Here is a 14,450-nt window from a genome sequence, read left to right as displayed (position 1 = left end):
GCGCGGAAGCGGGATACTGACGTGACAGGCTGGCAGTTCTGGGTCGACCGAGGCGGCACCTTCACCGACATCGTCGCGAGGCGCCCCGACGGCCGGCTGCTGACGCACAAGGTGCTCTCCGACAATCCGGCTCCGGAACACACCGGGCACCGCGGGAGCGGGGGAACACGCGGCACCGACGCGGCGGTCGTGGGCGTCCGCGCACTGCTGGCCGGGTCCGACGATCCCGTGGACGCCGTGCGCATGGGGACCACCGTCGCCACCAACGCCCTCCTCGAACGCAAGGGCGAACGGACCCTGCTGGTCGTCACCCGCGGCTTCCGCGACGCGCTGCGCATCGCCTACCAGAACCGCCCGCACATCTTCGCCCGCCGTATCGACCTGCCCGAGCTGCTGCACGAACGGGTCGTCGAGGTGGACGAACGCATCGCCGCCGACGGCACCGTCCTGCGCGCCCCCGACCTGGACGCCCTCACCGGACCGCTGCGACAGGCCCACGACGACGGCATCCGGGCCGTCGCCGTGGTCTGCGTGCACAGCCATCTCCACCCCGCCCACGAACAAGCGGTCGGGGAACTCGCCGCCCGCATCGGCTTCCCGCAGATCTCGCTGTCCAGCGAGGTCAGCCCCCTGATGAAGCTCGTCCCGCGTGGCGACACCGCCGTCGTGGACGCCTACCTCTCGCCCGTGCTGCGCCGCTACGTCCGCCATGTCGCGGACGAGCTCGACGGCGTACGGCTGATGTTCATGCAGTCCAACGGAGGCCTCACCGAGGCCGGCCAGTTCCGCGGCAAGGACGCCATTCTGTCCGGGCCGGCCGGCGGCATCGTCGGCATGGCCCGCATGTCGCAGCTCGCCGGCTTCGACCGCGTCATCGGCTTCGACATGGGCGGCACCTCCACCGACGTCTCGCACTTCGCGGGCGAGTACGAACGCGTCTTCACCACGCAGATCGCCGGAGTCCGGCTGCGCGCACCCATGCTGGACATCCACACCGTCGCCGCCGGCGGCGGCTCGGTCCTCCACTTCGACGGCTCCCGCTACCGCGTGGGGCCGGACTCGGCGGGCGCCGACCCGGGACCCGCCTGCTACCGGCGCGGCGGCCCGCTCACGGTCACCGACGCCAACGTCATGCTCGGCCGTATCCAGCCCGCCCACTTCCCTGCGGTGTTCGGCCCGGACGGCGACCGGCCCCTCGACGACGCGCTCGTCCGCGACCGCTTCACCGCCCTCGCCGGTGAGATCCGCGGGCAGACCGGCGACGACCGCACCCCCGAGCAGGTCGCCGAGGGCTACCTGCGGATCGCCGTCGCCGACATCGCCGGCGCGGTGAAGCGGATCTCCGTGCAGAAAGGCCACGACGTCACCCGGTACGCCCTCACCACCTTCGGCGGAGCGGGCGGACAGCACGCGTGCATGGTCGCCGACTCCCTCGGAATTCGCACCGTCCTCGTCCCGCCCATGGCCGGCGTCCTGTCCGCGCTCGGCATCGGCCTCGCCGACACCACGGCCATGCGGGAACGCTCCGTCGAGGCCCCCCTGGAACCGTCCTCCATGCCCCGCGTCCACAAGACCGCCGACGATCTCGAGGCGGCGGCCCGCGCGGAGCTCCTCGCCGAGGACGTCCCCGAGGAGCGCATCGAGGTCACCCGCCGCGCCCAGCTCCGCTACGACGGCACCGACACCGCCCTCACCGTCGAGCTGACCGAGCCCGGCACGATGCGGCACGCCTTCGAAGAACGTCATCGCGCCACGTACTCCTTCACGCTCGACCGCCCGATCGTCGTCGAAGCCCTCTCCGTCGAAGCCACCGGCATCACCGAACCCCCCGATCTCTCCGCCCTCGCTCCCTACGAAGGCACCCCGCGACACCGCACCGCCGCCCCGCGGACCGTCCGCCTCCACACCGGCGGCACCTGGCGCGACGCGGCCCTCCACCGCCGCGAGGACCTTCCCCCCGGCGAATCCGTCACCGGCCCCGCGATCATCACCGAGTCCGGAGCGACGACCGTCGTCGACGACGGCTGGCGGGCCGCGGCGACCGACGACGGGCATCTGGTCATGGAACGCGTCGCGGTTACGCAGAGTTCCCGAGCCGACACAAAAGCCGACCCCGTGCTGCTCGAGGTCTTCAACAACCTCTTCATGTCCATCGCCGAACAGATGGGTGCCCGCCTCGAGTCCACCGCCCAGTCCGTCAACATCAAGGAACGCCTGGACTTCTCCTGCGCCCTCTTCGACCCCGACGGAAACCTGGTGGCCAACGCCCCGCACATCCCCGTCCACCTGGGCTCGATGGGCACGAGCGTCAAGGAGGTCATCCGGCGCCGCGGCCCGGCCATGCGCCCCGGGGACGCCTACGCCGTCAACGACCCGTACCACGGCGGCACCCATCTGCCCGACGTCACCGTGATCACGCCGGTCTTCGGCGCCGGACCCTCCGGAGACACGGAGAGTGACCGGGAGGTCCTCTTCTACGTCGCCTCACGCGGCCATCACGCCGAGATCGGCGGCATCGCCCCCGGCTCCATGCCGGCCGACAGCCGCACCATCGACGAGGAGGGCGTCCTCTTCGACAACTGGCTGCTCTCCGAGGACGGCCGCTTCCGCGAGGAGGAGACCCTCCGCCTCCTCACCGGGGCACCCCACCCCTCCCGCAACCCGAAGACCAACCTCGCCGACCTGCGCGCCCAGATCGCCGCCAACCACAAGGGCGTCGACGAGGTCGGCCGCATGATCGAGAACTTCGGCCTCGACGTCGTCCAGGCCTACATGAAGCATGTCCAGGACAACGCCGAAGAGGCGGTGCGCCGCGTCATCGACGCCCTCGACGACGGCGCCTACGCCTATGAGACCGACTCGGGCGCCGTCATCCGCGTACGCGTCCGGGTGGACCGTGAGAACCGCCGCGCGACCATCGACTTCACCGGCACCTCCGCCCAGTTGCCCACCAACTTCAACGCCCCCTACTCCGTCGTCAACGCGGCCGTCCTGTACGTCTTCCGCACCCTGGTCGCCGACGACATCCCGCTCAACGACGGCTGTCTGCGCCCGCTGGACGTCATCGTGCCGCCGGGTTCCATGCTGGCTCCCGAGCCGCCCGCCGCCGTCGTCGCGGGCAACGTGGAGACGTCCCAGTCCATTACCGGCGCCCTCTACGCGGCCCTCGGCGTCCAGGCGGAGGGCTCCGGCACCATGAACAACATCACTTTCGGCAACGCCCGCCACCAGTACTACGAAACCGTCGCCTCCGGCTCGGGCGCCGGGGACGGCTTCCCGGGAGCGTCCGTCGTACAGACCCACATGACCAACTCGCGGCTCACCGACCCCGAGATCCTGGAGTGGCGCCTTCCGGTGCGCCTCGAGGAGTTCGCGGTCCGCCGCGGCAGCGGCGGCGCCGGACGGTGGCGCGGCGGGGACGGAGCCGTGCGCCGCATCCGCTTCCTGGAACCCATGACGGTCTCCACACTGTCCCAGCACCGCAGGGTCCCCCCGTACGGCATGGCCGGAGGCGAACCCGGCGCACCGGGCGCCCACCGGATCGAACGAGCGGACGGCACGGTCACCCGGCTCGCCGGAAGCGACTCGGCGGACGTCGGACCCGGCGACGTACTCGTCGTCGAAACCCCCGGCGGCGGGGGATACGGCCCGCCGCCCGACCCCCATCAAGCAGGAGAAGAGATCGATGATCTTCGGGCGTTCTGAGCGCGGCAAGCCCCCGGTCGAGCCCGTCACGCTCAAGATCCTGGTGGCCGGCGGCTTCGGCGTGGGCAAGACCACGCTCGTCGGCGCGGTCAGCGAGATCAGGCCGCTGCGCACCGAGGAACTCCTCACCGAGGCCGGGCGCCCGGTCGACGACACCTCCGGTGTGGAGGCCAAGAACACCACCACCGTGGCCATGGACTTCGGCCGCATCACGCTCCGCGAGGACCTGGTGCTCTACCTCTTCGGCACGCCCGGCCAGGAGCGGTTCTGGTTCATGTGGGACGAGTTGTCCGAGGGCGCCCTCGGAGCCGTCGTCCTCGCCGACACCCGGCGCCTGGAGGACTGCTTCGCGGCCATCGACTACTTCGAGCGACGGGCCATCCCGTTCCTCGTCGGCGTCAACTGCTTCGACGGAGCGGCGCGCTACCCGGCCGACGACGTCCGCCGCGCCCTCGACCTCGACGACCACGTACCGCTGCTGATGTGCGACGCGCGGGACCGCGAGTCGGTCAAGGAGACCCTCGTCGGCGTCGTCCAGCACGCCATGGCCCGGAGCGCACAGCGACGCCAGACGGTCGGCACCTGATACGCCGACAGGTCCGCGGCCCGTGCTCCCACCGACCGAGCCCGGGCCTCGGACCCGGAGAACGACGCACCACGCGCGCGTGGTCAGCCGTCGCCCTCCTCCGTCCGGCTGCATCAGCGGGTTCTTCTTCGTCGTGCCCCCGTCCGGCGACTTCAGCCGCTTGCAGGGAGGATCCGTGCCCCGCCCGGCGTCCGTGACGCGCGTGCCGTCCCGCGGGGGAGTGGGCCGCGCCGCCGCAGGAGGACCCCAGCGGCGGCGCACCGGAATGCGCCGGGACGTACGGTGATGTCGGCCGGCACCGGGAAGTGTTCACCGGCACTCGGGGGCGTCAAGGCCACCGGCCGCAACGGTTCTCGGCCACCCGGCCGGGAGCACCACCTCCGCGGTGGCGCGGGCGCGCGGCGGCCAAGGGGCGGGCCCTTCCCCGGAAGAGCCGACTCCTGATAGATGCAGGAGACATGACACGACTCTCCCTCGCGGTACGCGGTCTGGTCACCGCGGTCGCCGCCCTGCTCGCCACGACAGCCGCCTCCGCCACCGCCCGGGCGAAGCCCGAACCCAAGGCACCCCGCGACTTCGTGGCGCTGAACAGCGTGGACCCGACGATCATCCAGGAGATCCGTTACTTCACCCCGCACAACTTCGTCGGCGAGCCCATCGACGGCTACCGGCAGCCGCTGTGCATCCTCACCCGTCCCGCCGCCGAGGCCCTCCACACGGCGCAGCGGAAGCTGCTGCGCCAGGGCTACTCCCTGAAGGTGTACGACTGCTACCGGCCACAGCGTGCGGTGGACCACTTCGTGCGCTGGGCCGAGAACCTCGACGACCAGAGGATGAAGGCCGAGTTCTACCCGAACGTCGACAAGGCCCGGTTGTTCGCCGACGGCTACATCGCGGAGAAATCCGGTCACAGCCGTGGCTCGACCGTGGACCTCACCCTCGTGGAACTCCCCACGGAGCCGACAAGGCCCTACCGCCCCGGACAGCCCCTCACCCCCTGCTTCGCCCCCGAGGACGAGCGGTTCCCCGACACCTCCGTCGACATGGGCACCGGCTACGACTGCTTCGACACCCTCAGCCACACCCTCGACCCACGTGTCCAGGGCGAACAACGCGCCCACCGGCTGCTCCTCAAGAGCACCCTGGAGGACCTCGGCTTCGTGAACCTCGCCGAGGAATGGTGGCACTACACCTTCAAGCCGGAGGCCCACCCGGACACCTACTTCGACTTCCCGGTGTCCCGGAGGTCACTCACCGGCCACAACTGACCGGCCCCCCAAGACACCCCCACCGTGATCGGATACAGTCCGCGCGTGTCCGAAACTCATGCCATGGCTCCCAACTCCGCGCCGGACTCCCACTGTTCGAGCTGCGGCACGGCCTTCGGAGAGGGCGTCTCCGGCTGGCCCCGCACCTGCCCGTCCTGCGGCACCGTCGCCTACCGCAACCCGCTGCCGGTCGCGGTCGCCCTCCAGCCCGTCTACGACACCCAGGGCACCGGCCTCGTCGTCATCACCCGCACCATCGCGCCCGCACGCGGGCGCACGGCCCTGCCCGGCGGCTACCTGGACGACCGGGAGGACTGGCGCCAGGCCGTCGTCCGTGAGCTCAAGGAGGAAACCGGCATCGACGCGGCGAGCCGCGACGTACGGCTCGCCGACGCCATGAGCTCCCCCGACGGACACCTGCTGCTGTTCGGGCTCCTCCCGGAACGCCCCGCGGAAGACCTGCCGCCCTTCACCGCCACCGACGAGACCGAGGACCGCCACCTGCTGCGCAGCCCGGAGGAACTCGCGTTCCCCCTGCACACCCTGGCCGCACGGGCCTGGTTCGAGGGCCGCTACATCTGACCCCCGCCCGTGCCCGCCCCGCGGACGCGCACCGGGCAGGACGGCTCCACACCGCCGTCCTCGCCCTCCCGCTCGACGACGACCCGCGGACCCGACCACCGCACCGTGTAACGCTCGATCTCCTGCTCCTCCCACCCCTCGCCGGAATCCGGTACGACCAGCCCGCCCCCGGTCCGCCCCCGGGCCGGTGCCCACACCTCCAGCTCCGGGCCGCCGTCCTCCCCCAGCACCGGAAGAACGGCGCCTCCGCGCGCGAACACCGGAATCCGCTCCAGCGGCGCGTCCACCCACACCCGGGCCGGCCCGTCGTACGCCCGCCCCGTCGCCGTGTCGTACCACCGCCCGCGCGGCAGCCGGACGGCCCGCCGGTCCACACCCGGAGCGAGCACCGGCGCCACCAGCAGACAGTCGCCGAGCAGAAAGGCGTCCTCGCAGCCACGCAACGCGCGTTCCTCGGGCGCCGACCACCACAACGGCCGCACGTACGGCGCTCCGGTACGCCGGGCCAGATGCGCCAGCGTCATGAAGTACGGCAGCAGCCGCCGGCGTTCGACGAGCGCCGCGCGCGCGTGCCCGAGAACGTCCGCGCCGAGATCCCACGGCTCCCCCCGGCCCGCGCGCCCACCGCCACGGGTGCGGAAGAACGGAAGATAGGCCCCCAACTGGAGTCCGCGCAGATACAGCTCGGGCGACGCCTCCCCGTCGAAGCCGCCGATGTCCGGGCCCGCGTAGGGAACACCGCACAGGCCCAGCCCCAGCACCAGCGACAAGGCCGCCCGCACCCCGGGCCACCCCGTCATCACCTCGCCCGACCACACCCCGCCGTGACGCTGCACACCGGCCCACCCGGAACGGGAGAACACCAACGGCCGCTCCTGGGGAGCCCGCTCCCGCAGTCCCTCGTACGCCGCCCGGGCCATGCACAGCCCGTACACGTTGTGCGCTTCGCGATGGTCGCCTCCGCGCCCGTCCAGCGCGTGGCGCGCCGACCGGGGCAGCGTCGGCTCGCCGAAGGCCGTGAAGGACGTCGGCTCGTCCATGCTGTGCCAGAAACCCGCGAACCCCTGTGCCAGCCGCTCCGTGTACAGACCGCCCCACCACGCGCGCACGCGCGGGTGCGTGAAATCCGGAAAGACCACCTCGCCGGCCCACCCGACCCCTTCCACGACTGCCCCGGAGGCGTCCCGCACGAACGCGTCCCGCTCCACCCCCTCGTCGTACACGGCGGTGCCGGGCGCCGCGCCGACCGCCGGGCCGACGACCGACACCAGCCTGATCCCCTCGCGCCGCAGCTCGTCCGCGAGAACCGGCAGCTTGGGGAACCGCTCCTGGTCCACGGTGAACACCTGACGGGCATCGAAGTGGCCGACGCCGAGGTGCACGGCGTCGAGCGGCAGCCCGTGCTCCCGGTGCCCCGCGACGATCCGCCGCACCTCCTCCTCGCCGCCGGACACCCCCCGCGCGTGGTGGTGACCGAGCGCCCACGCGGGCGGCAGCACCGGCGCACCGGTGAGGGAGGCCCAGGCGAGCAGCACTCGCGCGGGAGCCCCCACCATCACCCAGCAGCGCAGCGGGCCGCCGTCCATGCGCAGCTCACTCGTCCCGGCCCGGTCGTGTCCGGAACCGGCCCCCTCCTCGCCCTCCCGCAGCGTCACGGTGCCGTCCCACGAGCTGTCGTGGAACACCAGATGCGTGCCCGCGTCCGCCACCACCATCTGCACCGGCATCGTGACGGACGGCGGACAGTCCCCGGGGCCGGCAGCACGACCGGGCGCGGCATTCCACAACCGGTACGTGCCGTCCCGCAGCCGGGGACCCGACGCACGCCCTCCGAGCCCGAAGAAACGCGCGTCGGCCGGCACCTCCGACCGCTGCATCCAGCGTGCGGCACCACCGCCCACCGGCTCCCACCACCGCGGCGGCAGATCACGCCGCAGCATCACACCCCCCGGGGTGAGCACCTCCACCGCGCCGTGCCGCGAGACCACCACCGTCACCCGCTCGGCCACCACCCGCCAGCCACCGTCCTTGTCCGGCTCCAGCGCGGCCCGCGGGTCCGGATCGGGACAGCGGCCGGCCAGCGCGTACGACGGCTCCGGAGCCGCCCCGTCCCAGCTCCAGAAGACCACCCCGTTCACCGCCACGAAGATCCGCAACTCCGAGCGGTCGAACCTGAGCAGTCCGCCACCGAGCCCCGGCTCCACCTCCCGCACGGTCCCGGGCACCCGCGCCCGCACCGGCCCCCACGGCGGCAGCCCGGTGGCGTCGGCCCGCCGCCTGCGCCACGCTGCCCGTACGGTACGCAACCCCTGAGCCGCCCCCATCGAACCAACCGATCTCACCGAACGCACCAGGTCACGACCGTCCATGCTGATCACCCTGCCATTGACCGCGCTCACCATGCGGGTCGTTCAACTGCCGTTCACCCGTGATCGGACCACATCTTCACGACACGGACTGTGTGGGGGACGCCCTGGTGCGGAAGTCGATCACATGGCATCGTCCCTGTCAGCCGCGTCACGCGCACACCCCAGCCCGTGCGCGGAGGACGCACACGACGCGCACAGTCCGGGAGCCGCCCCATGTCGACCGTGAACCCCCAGCCGCTCTGGCAGCCGAGCCGGGACCAGATCGCCCAGGCACGGATCACCACGTTCCAGACGTGGGCCGCCGAACACCACGGCGCCCCCGCCGAGGGCGGCTACGCGGCACTCCACCGCTGGTCCGTGGACGAGCTGGAAACCTTCTGGAAAGCGGTCACGGAGTGGTTCGACGTCCGCTTCTCGACTCCCTTCACGCGCGTGCTGGGCGACCGCTCGATGCCCGGCGCCCAGTGGTTCCCCGGAGCCACGCTGAACTACGCCGAGCACGCACTGCGCGCGACCGTCTCCCGCGCGGACGAAGCGGCCCTGCTGTACGTCGACGAAACCCATGATCCGCGCCCCGTCACCTGGGCCGAGCTGAGCCGCCAGGTCGGCTCCCTGGCGGCCGGGCTGCGCTCCCTCGGCGTACGCCCCGGAGACCGCGTCAGCGGATACCTCCCGAACATCCCGCAGGCCGTCGTCGCCCTCCTCGCCACGGCTGCCGTGGGCGGCGTGTGGACCTCCTGCGCACCCGACTTCGGCGCCCGCAGCGTCCTCGACCGCTTCCAGCAGGTCGAACCCGTCGTCCTGTTCACCGTCGACGGCTACCGCTACGGCGGCAAGGAACACGACCGACGCGACGTCGTCGCCGAGCTGCGCCGCGAACTGCCCACCCTGCGCGCCGTCGTGCACATCCCCCTGCTCGGCACCGAGGCCCCCGACGGCGTGCTGGACTGGTCCGCCCTCACCGCCGCGGACACCGAACCGGTCTTCGAGCAGGTGCCCTTCGACCACCCCCTGTGGGTGCTCTACTCCTCCGGCACCACCGGACTGCCCAAGGCGATCGTCCAGTCCCAGGGCGGCATCCTCGTCGAACACCTCAAGCAACTCGGACTCCACTGCGACCTGGGCCCCGAGGACCGCTTCTTCTGGTACACCTCCACCGGCTGGATGATGTGGAACTTCCTCGTCTCCGGCCTCCTGACCGGAACGACGATCGTCCTGTACGACGGCAGCCCCGGCCACCCGGACACGGGCGCCCAGTGGCGCATCGCCGAACGCACCGGCGCCACCCTCTACGGCACCTCCGCCGCCTACGTCATGGCATGCCGCAAAGCCGGCGTGCACCCCTCGCGCGACTTCGACCTCTCCGCGGTCAAGTGCGTCGCGACCACCGGCTCCCCCCTGCCCCCCGACGGCTTCCGCTGGCTGCACGACGAGTTCGCCGCCGGCGGGGCCGACCTGTGGATCGCCTCCGTCAGCGGCGGGACGGACGTGTGCTCCTGTTTCGCCGGAGCCGTACCGACCCTCCCCGTCCACATCGGCGAGCTCCAGGCCCCCGGCCTGGGCACGGACCTGCAGTCCTGGGACGCCGACGGCAATCCCCTGACCGACGAGGTCGGCGAACTCGTGGTCACCAACCCGATGCCCTCCATGCCGATCCGCTTCTGGAACGACCCCGACGGCACCCGCTACCACGACAGCTACTTCGACACCTACCCCGGCGTCTGGCGGCACGGCGACTGGATCACCATCACCTCCCGGGGCTCCGTCGTCATCCACGGCCGCTCCGACTCCACGCTCAACCGCCAGGGCGTCCGCATGGGATCGGCCGACATCTACGAAGCCGTGGAACGCCTCCCCGAGATCAGGGAATCCCTCGTCATCGGCATCGAACAGCCCGACGGCGGCTACTGGATGCCCCTGTTCGTCCACCTGGCACCCGGAGTCACCCTCGATGAGGACCTGCGCGGCCGCATCAAGCGGACCATCCGCGAACACCTGTCACCGCGTCACGTCCCCGACGAGATCATCGAGGTCCCCGGCGTCCCGCACACCCTCACCGGCAAACGCATCGAGGTTCCGGTCAAGCGTCTCCTCCAGGGAACCCCGTTGGAGAAGGCGGTCAACCCGGGTTCCATCGACAACCTCGACCTGCTCGCCTTCTACGAGGAGATCGCCCGCAAGCGCGGCTGACTCCGTCCCGCGAAGGAGACCGGCTCCCCCTTCGGCCCGCCCGGCCGGACGCCGTTGTCAGTGCCGCCGATTACTGTGAGTGAGCATTGATCGACTGTGCACAGGGGGAGACATGGCGTACACCGACCACCGAATCTTGCGACGCGCCCTGCGCCGCGAAGTCGCCGGCACCGTCGGCCTGCTGGCCGACGAGCACGACTTCCGCGCCATGCGGCGCTACGACAGCTTCATCTTCGACGACCACACCACCTACCTCAAACACATGGAAGCCGTCCTCAGGACGCGCGCGCTGCAGGGCAGCCACACCACGGTGGCCCTCTTCGACCCCGAGGACTACGCCGAGTACTGCGCGGAAGCGGGCCTCGACCCCGACAGCCACACCAGCCGCACACAGTTCACGGCCGCCCTCGCGTCCACCGGCCCCTCAGTTCTCTACGACGGCCGCCCACTGGCCGACCTCCTGCCCACCCTCGTCAACGAGGCCGTCCGCCACGCCACCTGGGAGTACGCGGCCACACTCCTCGCCCGCCTCGGCGCCTGCGCCTCGTGCGGCGAGGACCTGGGCCGTGCCGCCTTCATCCGCGCCTCGCACCTCCTCGTCCGCATCCTCGACACGGCCCCACCCGGCGAGCGGCACCTCGTGTGCAGCGTCTCCGGACCACCCGAAACGCTCATCGCCGTCCTGCACGCCGACGACATCGCCGGCCGTATGGAACTCGACGAGTCCGAAGCCCTCGAATTCACCACCGTCCTGGCCGTCGGCCTCGCCACCGAGAACCCCGGCGGACTGGTCATGCGGACGAGCGAACCCGGCAGTCCCGACCGCGTCCACGGCTGGCGACTGCGCGCCCACGGCCTCGAACCCCTCACCGCCGGCGAGGTCTTCGACGCCTACTGCACCGACGCCGAGTCCGGAGACCTCATCTCCCCGGAGTCCAATGTCGACTACTGCGAGCCGCCCGACCTCGGCGAGGGACCTGGCCCGGCCCACCGCCACTGAGCCGGAAACACCCGAGGGGCGCCCCACCTCCAGGTGGAACACCCCTCGGGGACACCGATCGCCGTCGGCCCGGTCCGGCTACTCGCCCGACAGCACCGCCTGGGCGGCGTCACGTGCATCCGCGGCGCTGTCCGCCGCCCGGGCCGCCGCCGCGGCCCGCTCACACTGCGCCAGCGTGAACTTCGCCAGCGACGCGCGCACATATGGAATGGACGCCGCCCCCATGGAGAGAGAGGTGACCCCCAGACCGGTCAGCACACACGCGAGCAGCGGGTCGGAAGCGGCCTCACCGCAGACCCCACAGCTCTTGCCCTCGGCCTTCGCCGCCTCGGCGGACAGTGCCACCAGGTCGAGCAGCGCGGGCTGCCACGGATCCTGCAGCCGGGAGACCGCACCCACCTGGCGGTCCGCGGCGAACGTGTACTGAGCCAGGTCGTTGGTGCCCACCGACAGGAACTCCACCTCCTGCAGCACCGAGCGCGCCCGCAGCGCGGCCGACGGGATCTCGACCATCGCGCCGAACTTCGCCCGCAGCCCCGCCTCCCGGCAGGCGTCAGCGAAAGCCCTGGCATCGGCCCGGTCCGCCACCATCGGGGCCATGACCTCGAGATGGACGGGCAGCCCTTCGGCGGCCCTGGCCAGCGCCGTCAGCTGCGTACGCAGCACCTCGGGGTGGTCGAGCAGCGTCCGCAGCCCGCGCACGCCCAGCGCCGGGTTCGGCTCGTCCGCCGGAGTGAGGAAGTCCAGCGGCTTGTCCGCGCCCGCGTCCAGCACCCGCACCACGACACGGCCCTCGGGGAACGCCTCGAGCACTTGACGGTAGGCCGCGACCTGCTTCTCCTCGGAAGGAGCCTTCTTGTCGTCGTCCAGGAACAGGAACTCGGTACGGAAGAGACCGACGCCCTCCGCGCCCGCCTCCACGGCGGCCGCCACATCCGCCGGACCACCGATGTTGGCCAGCAGCGGCACCTGGTGACCGTCGGCGGTCGCACCGGGCCCGGTCGACGCCGCCAGCGCCGCCTTGCGCTCGGCCGCCGCCGCCTCGAGCCGGTCCTTCTTCTCCTCGCTCGGGTCCACGAAGACCTCCCCAGTGCTGCCGTCGACCGCTATCAGCGTGCCCTCGGCGAGTTCACCGGCACCCGGTAGGGCGACCACGGCCGGGACACCGAGAGCACGGGCCAGGATCGCGCTGTGGCTGGTGGGGCCGCCCTCCTCGGTCACGAAGCCGAGGACCAGCGTCGGGTCGAGCAGCGCCGTGTCCGCCGGCGCGAGATCACGGGCCACGAGGACATACGGTTCGTCACTGTCCGGCACACCCGGCATCGGCACCCCGAGCAGCCGCGCGACGATGCGGTTCCGCACGTCGTCGAGGTCGGCCACGCGGCCCGCCAGGTACTCGCCGGCATTCGCGAGCAGCTCGCGGTACGCGGCGAACGCGTCGTACACCGCACGCTCAGCGGTGCTGCCGACGGCGATGCGCCGTTCCACGTCGACCATCAGCTCGGGGTCCTGAGCCATCATGGCCTGAGCCTCGAGAACCGCCTGGGCTTCGCCCCCGGCGAGGTTGCCGCGCGCCATCAGATCAGCGGCGACCGCCTCCACGGCCTTGCGGGCGCGCCCTTGCTCGCGCTCCGCCTCCTCCGCCGGGATCTGCTTGGCCGGCGGCTCGAGCACCGCCGTACCCATGTGCCGTACCTCGCCGATCGCCACACCGTGGCTGACACCGACGCCTCGCAGCGTTGTCTCCATCTCACCCGTCTCCGGTAGAGCGGCGGGCTCCGCCGCCGCGTTGGTCGTCCTGGTTGCCGTCATGGGACGGCGCCGTGTCACTTCCAGAGGAAGAGGGTGTCGCCGGCCTTCACATCGCCGCCGTCACGAAGCTCGGAGAGTGAGTCCGCCGTGGCCTCCAAGGCAACGACCGGGCACACCGGGGACTTGCCGGCGGCTTCGACGGCGGCCGGGTTCCAGCGGACGATGCCCTGGCCCCGCGACACGGTGTCCCCCTTGTTGACGAGCAGCTCGAAGCCCTCGCCGTTGAGCTGCACGGTGTCGATACCGAGGTGGGTGAGCACGCCGTGTCCGTTCTCGTCGACGACGACGAACGCGTGCGGGTGCAAGGAGACGATCACACCGTCGACGGGAGAGACGGCCTCGGAGGGCTCCCGTGCGGGGTCGATCGCCGTACCCGGGCCGACCATGGCCCCGGAGAAGACGGGGTCGGGCACGGACGCCAGTCCGATGGCCCGCCCTGCAAGCGGGGACGTCACGGTGGTCATGGGAAGCCTCCCAGGCGTGGAGATCTGTACGTACGCCGCCGTCACTGCCTGTCTCCGGCGCGCTGTTCAGCAGCGTATGTCATGCAACGTACCGGTTCCGGAGGGCAGGTCCGGATCAGTGGTCTAGACGAGAGGTCTAGACCATCACTCTAATCGATTTGCGTGCGCTCCGCGACCCCGTGTAGGGTTGTACCCCTGCTTGGGAACGAGCGGCGTGAGCAGAAGCCCCTCTCCCAGCAGTAATCCAACTTGTCAGATCCTATCTTTGGGTCACCTCTTGCATGCCTGCGAGACGGTGGTCAGGGAGACGGAAAAAGGCTGATAGAGTCGGAGACACCGAAGGGAAGCGCCCGGAGGAAAGCCCGAGAGGGTGAGTACGAAGGAAGCGTCCGTTCCTTGAGAACTCAACAGCGTGCCAAAAGTCAACGCCAGATATGTTGATACCCCGTCTCCAGCATCAGCTGGGACGAGGTT

At 71.3% G+C, this 14,450-nt stretch carries 9 protein-coding genes; 6 read left to right on the top strand and 3 right to left on the bottom strand.

The features are described from left to right. The first annotated feature begins 21 nt into the window (after positions 1 to 21). The 4 genes from ACFY3N_RS20470 (at position 22) to ACFY3N_RS20455 (ending at position 6,141) form a co-directional block, all read left to right on the top strand. On the top strand, positions 22 to 3,705 hold the full coding sequence (locus ACFY3N_RS20470; protein ID WP_390818111.1) for a hydantoinase B/oxoprolinase family protein: 3,684 nt from the start codon (positions 22 to 24) through the stop codon (positions 3,703 to 3,705). Then, on the top strand, positions 3,686 to 4,291 hold the full coding sequence (locus ACFY3N_RS20465; RefSeq protein ID WP_390818110.1) for an ATP/GTP-binding protein: 606 nt from the start codon (positions 3,686 to 3,688) through the stop codon (positions 4,289 to 4,291). The genes ACFY3N_RS20470 and ACFY3N_RS20465 overlap by 20 nt, the downstream gene beginning before the upstream one ends. Positions 4,292 to 4,749: 458 nt before the next feature. Then, positions 4,750 to 5,559 carry a M15 family metallopeptidase gene (locus tag ACFY3N_RS20460; protein ID WP_390818109.1) on the top strand — a complete coding sequence of 270 codons (810 nt, stop codon included), beginning with the start codon at positions 4,750 to 4,752 and terminating at the stop codon, positions 5,557 to 5,559. A gap of 45 nt (positions 5,560 to 5,604) precedes the next feature. Then, positions 5,605 to 6,141 carry an NUDIX domain-containing protein gene (locus ACFY3N_RS20455; protein WP_390818108.1) on the top strand — a complete coding sequence of 179 codons (537 nt, stop codon included), beginning with the start codon at positions 5,605 to 5,607 and terminating at the stop codon, positions 6,139 to 6,141. On the opposite strand, the gene ACFY3N_RS20450 is transcribed toward ACFY3N_RS20455, so the two are convergent. After that, on the bottom strand, positions 6,132 to 8,510 hold the full coding sequence (locus ACFY3N_RS20450) for a glycoside hydrolase family 31 protein (RefSeq protein WP_390818107.1): 2,379 nt from the start codon (positions 8,508 to 8,510) through the stop codon (positions 6,132 to 6,134). The genes ACFY3N_RS20455 and ACFY3N_RS20450 overlap by 10 nt on opposite strands. 213 nt (positions 8,511 to 8,723) lie before the next feature. On the opposite strand from ACFY3N_RS20450, the gene ACFY3N_RS20445 reads away from it, so the two are divergent. Both ACFY3N_RS20445 and ACFY3N_RS20440 read left to right on the top strand, forming a co-directional pair. Next, positions 8,724 to 10,700 (top strand): acetoacetate--CoA ligase, encoded by a 1,977-nt coding sequence (locus tag ACFY3N_RS20445; protein ID WP_390818106.1) that lies wholly within the window; start codon positions 8,724 to 8,726, stop codon positions 10,698 to 10,700. A 112-nt stretch (positions 10,701 to 10,812) separates the two neighbouring features. Beyond that, positions 10,813 to 11,700 carry a hypothetical protein gene (locus ACFY3N_RS20440; protein WP_390818105.1) on the top strand — a complete coding sequence of 296 codons (888 nt, stop codon included), beginning with the start codon at positions 10,813 to 10,815 and terminating at the stop codon, positions 11,698 to 11,700. 78 nt (positions 11,701 to 11,778) lie between these two features. Here ACFY3N_RS20440 and ptsP read toward each other — a convergent pair whose 3' ends face one another. Further along, entirely contained in the window at positions 11,779 to 13,449 is a 1,671-nt protein-coding gene (gene ptsP, locus ACFY3N_RS20435; protein ID WP_390818324.1) for a phosphoenolpyruvate--protein phosphotransferase, read from the bottom strand. Between the two features lie 77 nt (positions 13,450 to 13,526). Continuing rightward, positions 13,527 to 13,976: a PTS glucose transporter subunit IIA gene (locus ACFY3N_RS20430; protein ID WP_390818104.1), complete on the bottom strand. Its 450-nt coding sequence runs from the start codon at positions 13,974 to 13,976 to the stop codon at positions 13,527 to 13,529. Between the last annotated feature and the right edge of the window lie 474 nt (positions 13,977 to 14,450).

Origin of the sequence: Streptomyces sp. NPDC000348, assembly GCF_042898795.1 — a bacterium.
In the GTDB taxonomy this organism is placed as follows: domain Bacteria; phylum Actinomycetota; class Actinomycetes; order Streptomycetales; family Streptomycetaceae; genus Streptomyces.
This window is presented reverse-complemented; position numbering and strand designations above follow the sequence as displayed.